This window comes from Burkholderia sp. LFS061, assembly GCF_047978125.1.
GTDB lineage: Bacteria > Pseudomonadota > Gammaproteobacteria > Burkholderiales > Burkholderiaceae > Burkholderia > Burkholderia pyrrocinia_C.
This window is the reverse complement of the sequence record NZ_JBFPFS010000001.1, coordinates 38,227-54,923: the sequence shown is the minus strand read 5'-3', so window position 1 is coordinate 54,923 and position 16,697 is coordinate 38,227. Positions and strand designations below refer to the sequence as shown.

Genomic DNA, 16,697 nt, shown 5'->3' with positions numbered 1-16,697 from the left:
GGGCGTCTTTCGCGCGGTCGGATTTTGTCCTACATTAACGGGGCTTCGGGCCGGCCAGCCGGCCCACGGAACCTGAGATCACACGCAAGGAACAAGAATGAGTTTCGCTCCGAACGGGGGTATTCCCAATGGTTTGGGCGGCAGCGCGCTCGGCTCCTTGAGCGCGCTCGGCGGCCTGGCAGGCCCGGTCGCCTCGAGTGTTGCCGGGAGCCTCGGGCCGCTCGCGGGCCTGGCCGGGCACGTCGACACCGTCCAGCGTGCGATGCAGCTCGCGCAGACCGGCTTCTCGCTGATGGACAAGACGCCCGGCGCGGTTGCCGAGGCGATCAACGGCGCCGCCAACCCCGCGCGCCTGACCCAGCTCAATCGCTACGTCACGCTCGACACGCCGCTTGGCCCGGACGTGCTCCTGGTCAGCGCCGCCGTCGTCGACGAGTATGTGAACCGGTTGCCGGAAATCCACCTCGACCTGCTGTCGCATCGCCATGACCTGCGCCCCGACGACCTGATCGGCCAGCAGGTCAAGATCCGGTTCGATCAGCAGGCGCGCATGTCGACGCTCGAACGCGTCGTTGCATCGGGCGCCGGCGAGAACGACCGTTACTTCGACGGCTACGTCGCGTCGTTCGACCGGGCCGGCAATCCCGGCAATGTCACGCAGTACCACCTGACGGCCGTGCCGTGGTTCTGGTTCCTGACGCGCTCGACCGACTGCCGAATTTTCCAGAACAAGACCGCGCAGGACATCCTCACCGAGATTTTCCAGGAGCACGGATTTTCGGATTTCGTGTTCGACATCCGGACGAGCCAGAAACCGCTCGAATACGTGGTGATGTACCAGGAGAGCTACTACAACTTCTGCGCGCGGTTGATGGAGCAGGAAGGGCTGGTCTGGACGCACCGCTACGAGAAGGACAAGCACTTTCTCGTGATCGGCGACACGAATTTGCTGTTCCGCCCGATCGACGGGCTGGCAACCGTGCCGTTCGCCGCCACCGAGGCGAGCGAGGACAGCGGCATCGATCAGTTGCACGAAGGCCGGCGGTTTGGCGTCGGCAAGGTTACGTTCCGCGACTTCAATCATCAGAATCCGTCGTCGCCGCTGATGCTGGTGGAAGCCGGCCCGCAGAACCTCAAGCACGCGCGGCTCGACTCGACCGAGCGGTTCGAGCACCAGTCGCTGTACGACCACGGCGACGACGGCAACCGCTATGCGCGTTTCGCGATGGAGGCCGAGGAGGCGCAGGCCCATCGCTATACCGGCGGCGGCTACGCGTGGCGCATGACCACCGCCGGCGCCGTCAACGTGGCGAATCACCCGGTCCTCGAGAACAACCAGGAATACGTGATCCTGCACGTGCGTCACGAGGCGGTGAACGACTACACGCAGCACAGCGCAAAACTGCCGTACCGCAACAGCTTCGCGTTGCTGCCGAAGAAGATTCCGTATCGTGCGCCGCGCGGGACGCCGAAGCCGGTGATTCATGGCACGCAGTCGGCGATCGTCGTCGGTCCCAAGGGCGAGGAAATCTACACCAACGGGAGCGCGGTGAAGGTGAACTTCCCGTGGGACCGGCGCGGCAAGAAGGATGGCTCCGACTCGATGTGGGTGCGCGTGTCGCAACCGTGGGCGGGCGATGGTTGGGGGGCGGCCGCGATTCCGCGGATCAAGCAGGAAGTGCTCGTCGCGTTCAATCAGGGCGATCCGGACAACCCCGTGATCGTCGGCCGCGTGTTCAACGGCGAGCAGGGCAACCCGTACCACGGGGCCGCCGGCCAGACGATGGGGATCAAGAGCCAGACGCACAAGGGGCAGGGGTCGAACGAGATCCGCATGACCGACACGAACGGCATGCAGGAATTCTTCATGCACGCGCAGAAGGACATGAACACCGTCGTCGAGAACAACGAGACGCACAAGGTGCTCGGGCCGATGCGTACCGTCCTGGTGGCGACCGGTAGCGAAGAAAAGCAGATTCCGCAGGGCAACCTGACCGAGACGATCGCCGAGAAGCGCAGTACGACCGCGACCACCGTCGAGGTGACGACGCCTGCCAAGGACGGGGGCGGCGGCACGCAGGTCTACGTGGCCGAGCGCGGCATCCTGCTGAAGGTGCAGGACAGCTCGATCTCGCTCGCGCCCGAAGGCATTCGCCTCGAGCACAAGGGCTCCGTGATCCTGATGACCGACGACGGCGTGATGGTCAACGGCCAGCGCATCGATCTCAACAAATAACACGAACAAAACCATGCACTACGCTATCCACGAAGGCACCTTCGAACTGCCGGACGCGGCGCTCGACCGCACCGTCAACATCCTCGTGATGAACGCCGGCCCCGGCGGCCTCAACCTCGTGATCGCCCGTGGGCGGCTGCGCGACGGGGAAGATATCGACGCGTTTGTCGCGCGCGAATGGGAAGTGGCGTCGCGCGATGCGAAGATGCTCACCGAGAAGGCGCGCCGGGCTATGACGGTGGCTGGCCGTTCGGGCATCCAGATCGATTCCACGCTCGAGCGGGACGGCAGGCTCTGGCATCAACTGCAGACCATGTTTCCGTCGGACGACGCCGGCCGCGTGCTGGTGATGACGTTGACCAGCGCGGCACCGCTGACCGAAGAGCAGCAGGCGATCGCCGATCGCATGCTCGCCAGTTTCCAGCCGCGCGCGGCTCGACCGACCCTGCTCGGACCGGGTGACGCGTCGTGAGCGCGGAACACTTCGCGGCCGCGCGCTTCGAAGACCCGATCCAGCACACGTCGTTCTGGGGGGAGCTTGCAGGCACGGTCGGGTCGGTGATCGGCGGTGCCGTTGTCGGCGCATTGGTGGCGGAGGCGATGGAGGGGCTTGTGTTCGTCGGCCTGGCCGCGCTCGAAATCGGCACGGCAGGGCTGGCGACGCCGCTCGTGATTGCGATCGGTGTGGGCGTGGCGGTCGGCTCGGGCGCGCTGATGGAAGCGAGCGGGATGAACGAAGCCATCGACGACGGCGCCAAGGCGCTGGCCGACTCGATCGCGCCGCCCGAGATCAAAGGCAAGATCGCCAGCGGATCGGGGAACGTTTATGTCAATAACAAGGCCGCTGCGCGGGCGGCCCGGCCGGGGGATCTCGATACCGTCGCGTGTACGGATCACTCCAGCCCGCAGATGATTGCCGATGGGTCGGGGAGCGTTTACATCAACGATCATCCGGCCGCGCGCGTCGGCGACAAGACGACTTGCGACGGGACGATTGCTGAGGGTTCCGATAACGTTTTCATCGGCGGTGGTACGCAGCGGGTAAGGGACGTCAAGTCGGCGAGCCGGCTCGGGTGGTTGGGTGCGGCGCTTGGGATTGCGCTGGCGGTCTGTGGCCGCGGGAAGATGAGTTGGGGGCAGTTTCTGAAAGGCAAGCTGCCTTGCCTTGCGATCAATTTTGCGGCCGGTGCCTTCGGTACTTGGCTAGGCAGTTTGGCGAGGCCGTCAGCCGGTCACCCGGTCAACGTCATTACTGGCGGCAAGTTTCTCGATGGCACGGACGATACCGACTTCACATTGCCCGGCCCGTTGCCTATCGTGTGGCGACGTTTTTACAGCAGCCATGATGATCGTGCTGACAGTTTGTTCGGGCCGGGCTGGAGCGTGCCGATCAGTGTCGAGTTGCGGATTGCGCGTGAACATGGCGAGGTCACATCGATCACGTATTGGGACGAGCAAGGCCGCGACATCGTGTTCCCGGCCGTGCCGCCGGGCGAGAGCCATTTCAGCGTTCCCGAAGGCATTTACCTGATCTGTACTGCCGGCGGTCACTACGTGGTCGAGACGGTCGACGGTATGTATCGCGATTTCGGTCGTGCCCGCACCGATGTGGACAGCGAGACGCTCAAGCTGTGGCGTCTTGAGGATCGCAACGGTAACTGGATCGAGGTGGAGCAAGAAGCGGCTGGTGAGGTTGTGCGGCCTGCGCGGCTGCATGACAGCGCCGGGCGCATGCTGACGCTGGCCTACGATAGATCGCACCCTCGACGCATTGCCGCGATCGATCTGACTCGTGGCGTGGACGGGGAGCAACCCGACACGCTGGTGCGTTATGCGTACAACGATGCCGGCGAGCTGGTGGCCGTTACCGATCGCAGTGGCCACACCGGGCGACGCTTCGCATACGAACACGGACTGATGGTCCAGCACACGTTGCGCGGCGGCCTGCAGTGCTTTTATGCGTGGCAGGGCGTTGGCCGCGACGCGCGTGTCGTGCGCCATTGGACCGATGACGGTGAGGCATACACGTTCAATGCGGACCTTGTTCAGCGTACGGTGACGATCACCGACCAGATCGGTCGCGTGACGCAGTGGACGTGGAACGAGGATCAGCAGCCGACGAGCCATACGGATGCCGATGGCCACGTTTGGCAATTCGAGTGGAACGCGATGCGGCAGTTGGTCAGTACGACCGATCCGGCCGGGCATACGACCCGCTTCGAATATGACGAGCGGGGGCGCCAGACGCAGCGTATCGATGCGCTCGGGCAGGTTGAGCGGACAGAGTGGAACGCTTACTACGATCTGCCTGTTGCGGAAACCGATCCGGCCAACTCGCGCTGGATCTACCGCTACGACGATCGCGGCAACCTGACGATGACGCGCGATCCGGCCGGCTTCGCGACCGAGTATCACCGGGACGAACGCGGGCTTGTGCACACGATCCGCGATGCGCGGGGCGGTTACAAGTTCCTCGAATGGAATGGCCGTGCGCAGCTGACCTCATATACAGATTGTTCCGGCAAGGTCACGCGATTCGGGTATGACGCACGTGGCGCGCTTGCTCGTGTGACCGATGCGGCGGGCCAGTCTACCGTGTACGAAGCGGATGCAATGGGGCGGGTCACAGGGATCGGAACGGCCGATGGCGCGCGTCAGATGTTCCGATACGATGCGGCAGGGCGTCTTGTCGAGGTCGTTGACGCGAATCAGCGCAGCACGCGTTACGAGATCAATGCACGTGGATTGCTGCTTTCGCGGACGGACGCGGCTAATCGTGTCGTGCGGTTCGGTTACGACGACGCGTTCAGGCTCGCGAGCCTGACCAACGAAAATCGCGAGGCGTATCGCTTCCAGTATGACCGTCGCGATCTGGTTTCTGCGCAGATCGGCCTCGATGGCCACAAGCGCACGTACGAATACGATGTGTGCGGCCAAGGCACGATCGTACGGGATGGGCAGATCGAGACGCGATACGAGCGCGACGCAATCGGGCGACTGACGGCGAAGCAAGCTACGCATGAGCGTTGTGAGTATCTGTACGACAAGGCGAGCCGAATCGCATCTGCCGAGTTGTACACGCTGGCAGCTCGTGGCCCGTCGCTGAAGAATCGGGTCAGCTTGAAATACGACGCGCGCGGAGCGGTTCTCGAGGAATACACGCCGACCGGCTGGCTCGCGCATACGTACGACGAGCTTGGCAACCGTGTCAGCACCACAATCTCGGGCGAGCGCACGATCGACTGGCTGCATTACGGCTCGGGACACGTGCACCAGATCCGTTTCGACGGTGCTGCAGTTGCCGACATAGAACGCGATGATCTGCATCGGGAGGTGCTACGAACGCAGGGCAAGCTGACCAGTCATTTCGGATATGACGCGGTTGGCCGTCGTGCGCGGCACGCTGCGCAGCGAGGCCGGGCGGCCGACGATCTGCTTGCGAAGCAGTGGCAATACGATGCAGCGGGCGACGTGATCCAGAAACGAGATCAGCGGCATGGCACGACGAGCTATCAATATGACCCGACTGGTCGCATTGAACAGGCGGCGGGGCCGGGATTGCCGTCGGAAGTGTTTCGCTGGGACGCGGCGGCCAACCTGGTGTCGAGCGATCATCCGGGCGGCTACGTCGAGCACAACCGGCTCAAGATGTTCGAGGACAAGCGCTTCGAGTACGACTCGTATGGACGGCTGGTTCGCAAGCTGAGCGGTCACGGGCCTGCGAAAGAGCTGGTTCTTGAATACGACGATTGGAGTCAGTTGAAGACCGTCGTGACGAAGGACCGCCTTGGCATCGCGACAACGCATTTCGAATACGACGCGTTCGGCCGTCGGATTCGTAAGCTCAATGGCGGTTACGCGAGCACGGATTTCCTGTGGGACGGCATGCGGCTGGTGCAGGAGACGTATCACGATCGCCAGGGTGAGGAAGCGCTGACGTATTTGTACGAGGCCAATAGTTATGTGCCGCTTGCGCGGATCGATCAGTGCAAGCCGGCGGCTAACGATGCCGATGGAAGGGATGCGGTCTACTATTTCCACAACGATGTGTCAGGGTTGCCGGAGGAACTGACCGACGCGGACGGAGAGTTGATCTGGCAGGCCCGCTACAAGGTTTGGGGTAACGCGGTGCAGGAGGAGTGGATCGCGCGGGCGCCGCAGTTGCCAACACCGGAGTGGGGAAATGTGCAAGCGTCGGCGCCGGCACCAACTCACGTGCCGCGACCACAGAATCTGCGTTTCCAGGGGCAGTATCTGGATCGTGAAACCGGGCTGCACTACAACACCTTTCGATTCTACGATCCGGACATCGGTCGGTTTATCACGCCGGACCCGATCGGGTTGGCGGGCGGGTTGAATCAGTATCGATATGGGCCGAATCCGCTGGCTTGGATTGATCCATGGGGGCTGACGTGCCTGAGTCAATGGAGCGGAAAGCGCGGTCGTGAAAAATCGATGTATGACTTGGAGCGAAACGGTTTCAACGTCGTTGCCGAAGAGGTGACAATGAAGGTGAATGGCAAGCGAATTCGGGCCGACTTCGTTGCGACGGACAGCCACGGGAACTATCACGTTTTCGAAGCCAAACATGGGTCAGGACGTCTGACGAAGAATCAAAGCGCATCTGGTGTATTCGACATGACGAGTCCATCGAATACCGTCGATGGCATTGGTGGTGGGGTAATTACACCGTCAGCGGGAAAAACTGGGCAGTTCGAGATCGCAACTGGCAATAGAGATATAGGCGAGGTGCTTGGTGCGCGTGGTACTTCGTACGATGCAACATTCCATGTGCTGAAATATTGAGGTGTGCAAGATGAGTGCGGAATTAAAGAAGATATTTGAAAAGAGATTGCAGGAAACTCTCAAGGAAAATATAAGTGAGAGTGGCATCAAAGTATCAAGGGGCGAGATTCTTGTCGGTCGGGAAGGTATCGGTAATGGGCGCATCGGATTCAGATTCCTGAAAAATGCAAACGGCTATATTCTTTCTGCTGCCGCTGATTCCCCTGATCTTCAGGATTTTTATAAAAGCAGCAATCCACCGTACAGGCCGAAGATACCGACGGGTCTGGTTCTTGCGATGAATACGTCCATGGAGGTAGTAAAGTCGTTTTCTCCGAATATCGGTGGGGCAGTTGATTTGCCACGGAATGATATGGAGATTGAGTCGACATGTCGATGGATATGCGAAAAGGTGGTAAGTATTTATTTGCCGAGGGTGATCAATGTTGTGGAAATCAAGTCTGGATTGATTCGGGATGTAATGGATAATCCAGGTTACTATTCTTACCCGTTTCTGACCATTATTTTCGCGGCGAAGAGAAATGGTGTTGGGTTGGATGGGCTCGATGTTGATTATTTGCTGGGGAAGAAGGTCTCCGGGAATAAGTCGTTTGACGAAAATATTCTGAAAGAGTGTTTTGGGTGAGGTTGACGAGTGAGTTTGATGAGGGATGGTTGAAATAATGGTTTTTTTGAAGCGCCAGATTGGGCGTGCTGAGTGGAGTGGCCGCGGATAGCTGGCTGCATACACCGACTGCTTCGGCAAGACCACACGTTTGCGTATGAGGTGCACGGTGTGCCCGCGAGTGTGACCGATGTAGCGGGGAAAGTCATAGTGTGTGAGGCGAATGCAACTGATCGTGTCCCGGAGATTACGATGGCCGACGGTGCCCATCAAACGTGTCGCTCCAATGGGGCGACCGTCGAGGCCGACAGAGTTTTCGACAAAGGTTCCGAATGACTACAATTTCCGAACATAAAGAGAACTTGGCCAGAGAACTTACCAAGCTCGACTCGGCGAATCAATTGAAGTTTGCTGCGTGGTGTTGTTTCGCGCTCACCGGAGCAAGATCTGTATTTGACTTTCTGTCTCGTTACTCTGACTTGTCAGCGCCGGACATTCATGCGCGTATCATTAAAAAACTTGATCGTATTTGGGAGGGGAGTGAGTCAGGGTGTGATTGTTTGGATTTTAAGATCCAAGAATGGAATGTAGGTGAAATCAGTATGAGTGAAGATTCAGATGCGCAAGGTGCGTCTGATCTATTGGCGGCGCTATCTTTTCTGTATGAATGGATGCGCTCTCATTACATGATTGATCTTGCAAACTGTGCGGAGCAGGTCATAAATAGGATTGACTATCTTGAGGGGTTCGGGTTGCTTCCGGACGATGTCAAGAATCCAGTGGATTCGGAAATTCGTGCACAAATGGAATTCATTGTTGATCTTGGGAGTGGAGAGGTTAGGGACAGTGGGAGAGTTAAATATCACGAATGGTTATTGAGCCTTGGTGCCCCATGAGGCATGAGTTTGAGGGCGAGGCAATCTCACATTTACCAACGCCAATTTGACACGGTTTCGGCTGCGTAGAAATTAATCCCGACTCCACTAACCTGATAATTTATCGCTATGCCTCACTGTATTCATGCAATCATTGGACGGGAAGTGATTTTATCCGACTTGGCAATTCAGTATCGCGAGGCTCGTGTAGTGCGGATGTTGCAGGGTCTTGCGCTAATTCCCCTGACTGATTTGCTGTATGACTCGATTGTTGCCGGAAAAACCACAAGCCATGTCCAGCCGTTCGAACGACTATCTACTTTGGTGGCAGATGTGCTTTCCGTCTTTTCGAAGGCCGGAAAAATAGCGTATGTCGAAACGGACTATTTCGGAGGAGTGGGTGCTCAATCATCAGCCGTTTGGGAGCGAGGGGAACTAATACTACCTCCCCGTCAATCCTCAACAGATGACCCGGGGCTCGCGCTTGGGGAACGAGCAATCAATGCAGCACTCAGAAAGCTAGGTGTTGTTTCAGTGGATGGGGCCGTCGATCTATTTGACTCCATTGGCCTGGGGAACTTCAGAAGCACCGAATTTTGGGCTCGCAACGCGACTCAAGTATGAGGTTCGGTGTCGCGTAGCCGTTGCAAAGGGACAACCGAAGCTAGCTGAGGCAACTCTCGAAATGACGCCGGAGATTGCCGAAGAATTTATGGAGTGGTTTTTCACGCGTTAACACGGTTCACCCGCACGCGAAAAGGTCTACTCTTTTGTGATCTTCGGCTCCGAACGGCCGCTTCCAGGCGCCGAATTCTGCCCGGCGAAGGTCCGCTTCGGGTCGACTCGGGCGATCACGTTGGGCTGCAGCCGGCCAGTTGCGGCCGCTCGCCCGAGCGCTGAGGCGGACACTCAGGCGTCGGCTCTGAAGGAGACAGCGGACCTTCGTCCAGTCACACAAAGCCATACCGGATACGCCAGGCGAGCATCAAATCTTTCAACAAATCGACCAATATCGACATTGCATGTCCGAAGTATTGTTGTGAGCTTTCAATAAAATTAACGTCGACCTTCATTTTCGCGATGCAATTCAATTATTAATGGCTCAATTGGAGGCAGTCGGTAATGGACGCCATTGCCAAACTTGATTTGATCCTTGTGAGAACGAAGAAGATCGCTCTCTGACTCAAATATAATAAAGCGGTAAACACTATTTACATCGGCGCGCCCGTCCTCCGTCTCTATCTTCAGATTGACCGTATACTCGCCGGCCTTCCAGAAAAAATGAGTATCGAAGCGATGGGCCAAGGGATCGACCAAATTCTGATCTGCCGGAACATCTTCTTTGGGTTCACCCAGCGCGGTACGTTTAGCCTTAATGTTGTCCCTCAAGGCTTTCGACATTGCACTTACTTGGTTACGGTCATTCCAAGCAACAGGAAGCGGAAAGTTCACGTTATGTCCCCACTCCTGACCGGGTTTTACGCGAAAGGGAGTGAGCAACGTTGGACGTTGATCCGAGAATTTTTCAAAATACCCTCTGGCGATCAGAACCCGTGACTCATTGCCGCGTGTGATCGTTGCAGTGATTTTATTGATTTTGATCTCCCGACCGCCAGAGTTGGAAATCGTAATGTGTATCTGTGCGTGTGGTAGGCCCAGTTCCTCATCAAGCGCCGCACGATCGAATACGTCGACCGACAATCTCGCGCGCTTAAACCAAAGTCTGACGGGTGGGAGTTGTGAAAGGGTCAACGCAACAGCCGCGATCAGGAACTGCCAGAACCGGACATCGCTGTAAAACGGAACGTTTTCAGCCACGAGATTTCCTTTTCGTTTTTTGGGGGGGGGCGCAGCGCAAGGACTGACGAAAAGGTACACGGTTCAACCGGATTACCGCAAGGTGGATCACCCGGTCTCTGTCGCGGCGAAGAGGCTAAAACTGCGTTAAGGTTGTGGCGTACCCCAAGTGTGTCAGCGCTCCAACGGGGTGCCAAAGCGCCTCATGACCTTCCTAGCCAATTGATTTTAAATGGTTTTTTGGTCGCCCCCCATACAATATGCGCTTGAGCCAAAGAAAGGTATCGGCTTGCAAGGGCCGACACTTGGTTTCCTTGGCGAACTGGATGTCTGATCAAGAAACATGGCGCATAACGCCTAGTCGATCAGCCCCGGCACGGTAAATTCGAATCGACGTACATCGCTAGGGCCAATGCTCGAGGACCCCTGCGCGAATGGCCGTTGTACACGCGAAAATCGCGATCGACATGGCCCGGCGTCAAGTGGCACCTCAGGGTCGGGACTTGCCGCACGGATGTCGTCGTGCCCACTGCAGCGGTGCGATGGCATCGATGGCGCAGTGCGGCGAACTGCTGCCGTTTGGCAGCGTTATCGCCCGACATACGGACGTCGGCTCCGCACCAGCAAACGGTCATTGGATTCAGAGAGGTGAGCGCGCCCTCAAGCGCTGCAGGATCGCGAATCACTCCCGCCGACGACAATATCAATACCGCAAAGTCGATTCAGTTCTTCATTCGTGCTTTCTCCGGTCCCGATGCTTACATGCCTTGGCAGGCACATTACATCATGCCCCCAAAGCGGACCGCCATTCAAACTCCTGATAGAAATCCAGAGACCCTGTCGTGACCGAGCCGATACGTCTCAGCGCGCCATAAAATCCGTTTGCATCATGCGCACCTCTTACTAACGCCATAAGCTGCGGAACGCTCATGAACCACCAGTTCGTTAGCAAGTCTCGCGGATCACCCACAAGAGTCAGGAGCTTAGTATGTTGTGTACCGAGCGCGCCCAACGTACTGTTTAATTTCGCGAGTTGATTGGATTGCTTAACGGTAGCCGCTGAATAGTTAAGTGATGCACCGACCAACGTTGACATGATGGCTCTGAGTACCATGCCGTCCTGAGTCCCACCCCAGTCCAGGAGAGTTACAGCCAACCTCTCGATACGACGACCATTAAGATTGATCTGACTGCCGTCGACGAACTTAATGTGCCCAAACTCTCGCAGCAGCACTTCATGTTGCCCGAGTTGTTCCTGAGCACTCAGGACCCCACCAAAGAGATCGAAAAAGCCACTATACGAATCCCCCGCCTGAGCTGCTCGTGTCATCGATTTCTTTTTCAACTCAATGAGAATTACCGCCTGATCCGATTCAATGACGATATCGCACTCGCCTATCGTTCCGTACATATCGTATTTTCGCGACACGATCGCCGGCGCTATCCCTCGGGAGCGAAACATACCGGCGACCATCGGTTCGATCGCGTTTCCTATATCCTGATCTACACCCGATCCAAATGCCGTTCTGAGCTTCGTTGCAGCGATTTCGTAAAAGCCTATCGAACTGAAAGATGGAGAAAACAGAAAATACCGCCCGTCGTTTGTCGCAAACAACGGTTTCATGCCTACATCCGCCTTTGTCGCATCGAGTGGAGTGCGATATGATTCATTCACAGTTGACGGATCGTGCGAAATATCTAACAACAACCTTTCTAGTCGCGTTCCGGGAATTTCAGATTTCGCAAATGTTTCACGACTAAGCGTCGAGTTAATCGACTCAGCTGGCACATACTGGAACAACCATTGCATCAATGATTGCAAATCATCAATGGCCCAGCCGAGCTTCGAGCGCATGGCTTCGTTATCGACCCAGTTGAATAGTCCCGACATCATTTCAATTGCATCCGCAGGATGAATCTGGCGGAATGCCAGTACATGATCGGCTATCAAAATCTCCTGAAGATAGATTGGCAACCGCTCATGCGAGGTGCCCATATGGGCATATGTCGAATACGTTTCAACATCGAGCGCCGCCACTATATCGGACGCCCTCTGCAGTATTTTCCTTGCGGACTCATCCGAGAAACCCTTGACGCGCTCCGTGGAAAGATTAGCCGCAGAAAGGTTCAGCAAATATCCTAGCGGGGGTGCTGGCTGTGGATTTCTTTCGGTCGTTGGCCGAGAAATCCGCCCTGTCAAATAGCGGCCACCCTTGAAACGCTTGTTATTCTGAAGATGCTTAAACAATAAATACGAGATCCGGAAACCGTCAACATTGCGGAACATGTCAAAAATATCAGCCGCGCAACGCTCCAGTTCTCCTTCTTCGAATTTGATGCGTTCATCCTTCGCCACGAACCGATAGCCTTCACCTTGAAGTCTGATGATGGCACCGGTAACAGCCAAGTCCCGCTCCATTCCGACGGTGCTGGAAGGATCAAACCCGTGACCAGGCAACTTGCGCAGAAGGTCCAAATATCGAATTACTTCACACCACTTATCTACCTCCGAAAAGTCCCGAAGCTTCTCACCGTTCGACGTACCGTACATAAAGTGGAGTGCTGGGCTGGCGTATACGTTCAGCTCAGGGTCGAGTTGAGTTCGGCGAAACAGGGTTCGCCCAAGAGCTCTCATATCGCCTGCCGGCCGTCCCTCGGGGACGCAAATCGTCTCGTGTATGCGGGTCCAAATGTCCTGCTGAAATTCACCGTTTGGTTGAAAAGGCTCAAATTTTTTAGCCTTGTCAACACAGTTGATGAAGTCAGCAATATCCTGTTCGGTGATCATCGCCCTAGCGCAACGTCTAAGAAATGTTGGTCTCGTGAAGCCAGCCAGGAAGTCTGACACAGATCAGCCACGAGACCTGCATTTGGCTATGACGCCATGCGTCGCGACTTCGGACGCGAAGACCCGGACGGCAGAAAAGGGTTAATCGAGAGACGCTGGGCGTACCGAGAGTCGAGAGGCAGAAGTGGGTCGAGATCGGTTTGAGTGAGATGCCGAAATCGGACGTCACCCGCAAGCTATTTCTGGTGCCCCCGAACGACAACAAAGATTGGGTAGCAGTCGCATCCGTATCGAGACGAACTTATACATTGCGTCCGATCCAATCGAACTGTTTCGAATCGTCAAGTTCTGATCAATCGCTTACTGTGACAGATCGACGTTCGCCATCAGCGCTCGCAACGGCCGTGAGCATTGACCTCGTTGCGTGCCTATAACTAACGGCTAACGTGTGCCCAAGCGACAAACACTGTCTAATGAGCAATGTCCAGCGATGATGATCGCGCGCGCGGATGGATACGTTGCACGTCCTGATCCACACGTCGAATCCCCATTTCCACCGAACCACCAACAAAGGAGGAATCCGAACCATCAAAACGCCGCAGTAAACGAGCGCGGGCCGCAAGTGCTACCAACACTCACGACCCGCTAACCACAGCCAACTTCCAAGGAGTTGCCCATGGCTAAGGCGAATCATAAAGCACGACCACCGAAGACGGAACGTTTCGTAACGATCCAGGAAATGTGGGGTACGCCGAAAACGGACCTCAAGCCGGAGAAGTTCTACCCGTACATGAAGATTGGTGGAATGTGGCTGATCAGCGATGCGTGTTTTGTCCCGGGCAGAAAGGCGCGAATCGATATTGAGCCTGGCAGGCTGATCATCACGCAGTTGTAAAAGGCAACGCCGCAAGATGCGGCCGCGCTGCGCGACGTCGCGCAGCGCGCCGGGTAGGGCAATGGCTATCAGCCACCCCCAGCGTATCACCACGCGATATTGCAAGAAGACCGTGACGTCCTCGCACCGCCCGTTGCCGTGCAATGCGTGCCCGCGCCGTTGTCATAAAACGTGCGCGTCTCGGGTTGCGGCACCGACGGATCAAACGGATTGGGCGCACCATGCGGGCCACGCGCAGCATCGTACGGACGAGCCGGCGCATACGAGCCGCCACTTCCGGCCGGTCGCGATCCGTTAGCCCGCAGGTATTCATTCCAGTTCTGCTCGCGCTGTTCGTATCCAGGCAACGCGCGACCAAGACTATCGCTGCCACCCGCGCCGAGCGCGACGCGATTCGCGGGCAGCACCAAATCGGGTTCATGCTCCGACGAAGGTGGCGGTGCCTCAAGCCTATCGCCCGACACACGCAGCGGCCGCGTATCCGGCGTATCGAACGGGCTTCGTTCCACGGGCGCGGCGTACTGCACGCGGCGTCGGCTCATACGTGCCGCATGCCCATCATCACGAGCAGCAGCACGCCGCTCCGAGCGAAACACATTGGCCCCGGCCGACCGATCGGCCAGCGTATCGCGGCCCGACGCATCGGCGGTGGAAACAGAAAGCGCACAAGCAAACGCGGCGGCGGAAGAAAGACGGAAGGGATGATTCATCAGCGATCCAAATCAGGTGATGTGCAATGAAAAAAAACGGCAGATCACTGGCTGGCGGCTGAGCAACGGACGGCCGTCGAAGCGGCTCTGAAGCGGCTACGAGGCGCGGCGGACGCGGCTCGGAGGAAGGCTGGCTGGATTGCGGAGGCGAATCCGTATTATTTCACAATATTAACAATTGCCTTTCGTGGCAGCGATAACCGTCGGCAAACAGAATGTTTGAGACGCTCCACCCGACGCACGGCGATGGTGCCCACCAAACCAATCATCAGTCGATTGAACCACGACGATGCGACCCTTTACCCACCTCGGCACAAGCCGCGCAAGCTCGCCTATCCCCCAATCTCAATCCAGACAAGGCACAGCGCCAGAAAACCCACCCCGATAGCAACCAGATTGCACCGCCAGCAAACGCTGTCGACACCAAAAGGTTGCGCCGTCATTGCTACCGACCGCCACCCCATCCCTACGTGTTTTCCCTCACTCGACCGGCATTTTTGACAGACGATTTAAAAACGCCCATATAATTTCGGCTGCCTTGCCAACGGCTGTCGGACCATCCCTCCGATCAAGCGGTTTGGCAAGCGGGGCAGGCGAAACGCTTGCGCAATGCAAGACGCATCACGATGTCTTTCCGAACCAGACGTCCCCTTCGGGGACTGCAAGAGCCGGGCCCCGCTACGCAACATTCCGCCGGAGTTCCGTCTTCTATGTGTCTCGGGCGTGTCCCATGTCCTCGCCCCGGGTGCTGTTCGATTGCGCAAGTCATGCCGCCTTTGCCCGTATGACTAAACAACATCGAGGAGCTCCCAGATGACGCTGTCCCGTCTTACGTCCATTTCCGTCGCCGCCGTGCTGTTCGCCGCGGGCGCCGCCGCCGCGCAAGCGGAAACCGTGAAGATCGCCATCGCTGGTCCGATGAGCGGCTCGGTCGCCCAGTATGGCGACATGGTGAAGGCCGGCGCGCTGACCGCGATCGAGCAGATCAACGCGGCAGGCGGCGCGGGCGGCAACAAGTTCGAAGTGGTGATGATGGACGACGCATGCGAACCGAAGCAGGCCGTCGCCGTCGCCAACAAGATCGTCAGCCAGAAGATCAAGTACGTGATCGGCCACGTATGCTCGGGTTCGACGATTCCCGCGTCGGACATCTACGAGAACGAAGGCATCGTGATGGTCACGCCGTCGGCCACCGCGCCGCAGCTGACCGAAGGCAAGAAGCGCCACTTCATCTTCCGCACGATCGGCCGCGACGACCAGCAAGGCCCGGCCGCCGCGCATTACATCATCAACAACGTGAAGCCGAAGAAGGTCGCCGTCCTGCACGACAAGCAATCGTACGGCCAGGGCATCGCGTCGTCGGTGAAGAAGGATCTCGAAGCCGCGAAGATCCCGGTCGTGCTGTTCGAAGGCGTCAACGCCGGCGATTCCGACTACTCGGCGATCATCACGAAGCTGAAGTCGCAAGGCGTCGATTTCGTCTACTTCGGCGGCTATCACCCGGAAATGGGCCTGCTGATGCGCCAGGCGCGCGAGCAGGGCGTGAAGGCAACGTTCATGGGCCCTGAAGGCGTGGGCAACAAGGACGTGACGGCCATCGCCGGCCCGGCTTCGGAAGGCATGCTCGTCACGCTGCCGGCCGATTTCTCGGCCGACCCGGCCAACGCAGCGCTCGTGAAGGCGTTCGCGGACAAGAAGCGCGACCCGAACGGCCCGTTCCAGATGCCCGCGTACGCAGCGGTGAAGATCATCGCCGACTCGATCGCGGGAGCGAAGACGACCGATCCGACCAAGGTCGCCGCGTACATGCACAAGACGACGTTCGACACGCCGATCGGCAAGGTCGCGTATGACGCACAGGGCGACCTGAAGGCGTTCAAGTTCGTCGTGTACACGTGGCACAAGGACGCGACGAAGACCGCCGCCAAGTAATACGGAGTACCCGCCCCGCGCACCCGCTCTGCCCGTCACCCGGGCGGAGCGCGT

Annotated in this window: 11 protein-coding genes; 8 read left to right on the top strand and 3 right to left on the bottom strand. The window is 57.9% G+C overall.

Annotation, left to right across the window (positions count from 1 at the left end; genetic code table 11):
- The first annotated feature begins 97 nt into the window (after positions 1-97).
- The 6 genes from ACNQQL_RS00285 (at position 98) to ACNQQL_RS00260 (ending at position 9,145) form a co-directional block, all read left to right on the top strand.
- Positions 98-2,236: a type VI secretion system Vgr family protein gene (locus tag ACNQQL_RS00285; protein WP_347062810.1), complete on the top strand. Its 2,139-nt coding sequence runs from the start codon at positions 98-100 to the stop codon at positions 2,234-2,236.
- Between the two features lie 13 nt (positions 2,237-2,249).
- On the top strand, positions 2,250-2,708 hold the full coding sequence (locus ACNQQL_RS00280) for a DUF1795 domain-containing protein (RefSeq protein ID WP_347062809.1): 459 nt from the start codon (positions 2,250-2,252) through the stop codon (positions 2,706-2,708).
- On the top strand, positions 2,705-7,042 hold the full coding sequence (locus ACNQQL_RS00275) for an RHS repeat-associated core domain-containing protein (protein WP_347062808.1): 4,338 nt from the start codon (positions 2,705-2,707) through the stop codon (positions 7,040-7,042). The genes ACNQQL_RS00280 and ACNQQL_RS00275 overlap by 4 nt, the downstream gene beginning before the upstream one ends.
- A 10-nt stretch (positions 7,043-7,052) precedes the next feature.
- Positions 7,053-7,667 carry a hypothetical protein gene (locus ACNQQL_RS00270; RefSeq protein WP_347062807.1) on the top strand — a complete coding sequence of 205 codons (615 nt, stop codon included), beginning with the start codon at positions 7,053-7,055 and terminating at the stop codon, positions 7,665-7,667.
- 311 nt (positions 7,668-7,978) lie between these two features.
- Entirely contained in the window at positions 7,979-8,542 is a 564-nt protein-coding gene (locus ACNQQL_RS00265) for a hypothetical protein (RefSeq protein WP_347062806.1), read from the top strand.
- Between the two features lie 144 nt (positions 8,543-8,686).
- On the top strand, positions 8,687-9,145 hold the full coding sequence (locus tag ACNQQL_RS00260) for a hypothetical protein (RefSeq protein ID WP_347062805.1): 459 nt from the start codon (positions 8,687-8,689) through the stop codon (positions 9,143-9,145).
- Between the two features lie 432 nt (positions 9,146-9,577).
- On the opposite strand, the gene ACNQQL_RS00255 is transcribed toward ACNQQL_RS00260, so the two are convergent.
- Both ACNQQL_RS00255 and ACNQQL_RS00250 read right to left on the bottom strand, forming a co-directional pair.
- Positions 9,578-10,339: a hypothetical protein gene (locus ACNQQL_RS00255; protein WP_347062804.1), complete on the bottom strand. Its 762-nt coding sequence runs from the start codon at positions 10,337-10,339 to the stop codon at positions 9,578-9,580.
- Positions 10,340-11,102: 763 nt separating this feature from the next.
- On the bottom strand, positions 11,103-13,106 hold the full coding sequence (locus tag ACNQQL_RS00250) for a hypothetical protein (RefSeq protein WP_347062803.1): 2,004 nt from the start codon (positions 13,104-13,106) through the stop codon (positions 11,103-11,105).
- 676 nt (positions 13,107-13,782) lie between these two features.
- Here ACNQQL_RS00250 and ACNQQL_RS00245 point away from each other — a divergent pair.
- On the top strand, positions 13,783-14,001 hold the full coding sequence (locus ACNQQL_RS00245) for a hypothetical protein (protein WP_051983704.1): 219 nt from the start codon (positions 13,783-13,785) through the stop codon (positions 13,999-14,001).
- Between the two features lie 86 nt (positions 14,002-14,087).
- On the opposite strand, the gene ACNQQL_RS00240 is transcribed toward ACNQQL_RS00245, so the two are convergent.
- Positions 14,088-14,711 carry a hypothetical protein gene (locus tag ACNQQL_RS00240; RefSeq protein WP_347062802.1) on the bottom strand — a complete coding sequence of 208 codons (624 nt, stop codon included), beginning with the start codon at positions 14,709-14,711 and terminating at the stop codon, positions 14,088-14,090.
- Between the two features lie 813 nt (positions 14,712-15,524).
- Between ACNQQL_RS00240 and ACNQQL_RS00235 the strand changes: the two genes are divergently transcribed.
- Positions 15,525-16,643 carry a branched-chain amino acid ABC transporter substrate-binding protein gene (locus tag ACNQQL_RS00235; protein ID WP_072441880.1) on the top strand — a complete coding sequence of 373 codons (1,119 nt, stop codon included), beginning with the start codon at positions 15,525-15,527 and terminating at the stop codon, positions 16,641-16,643.
- Positions 16,644-16,697 lie beyond the last annotated feature (54 nt).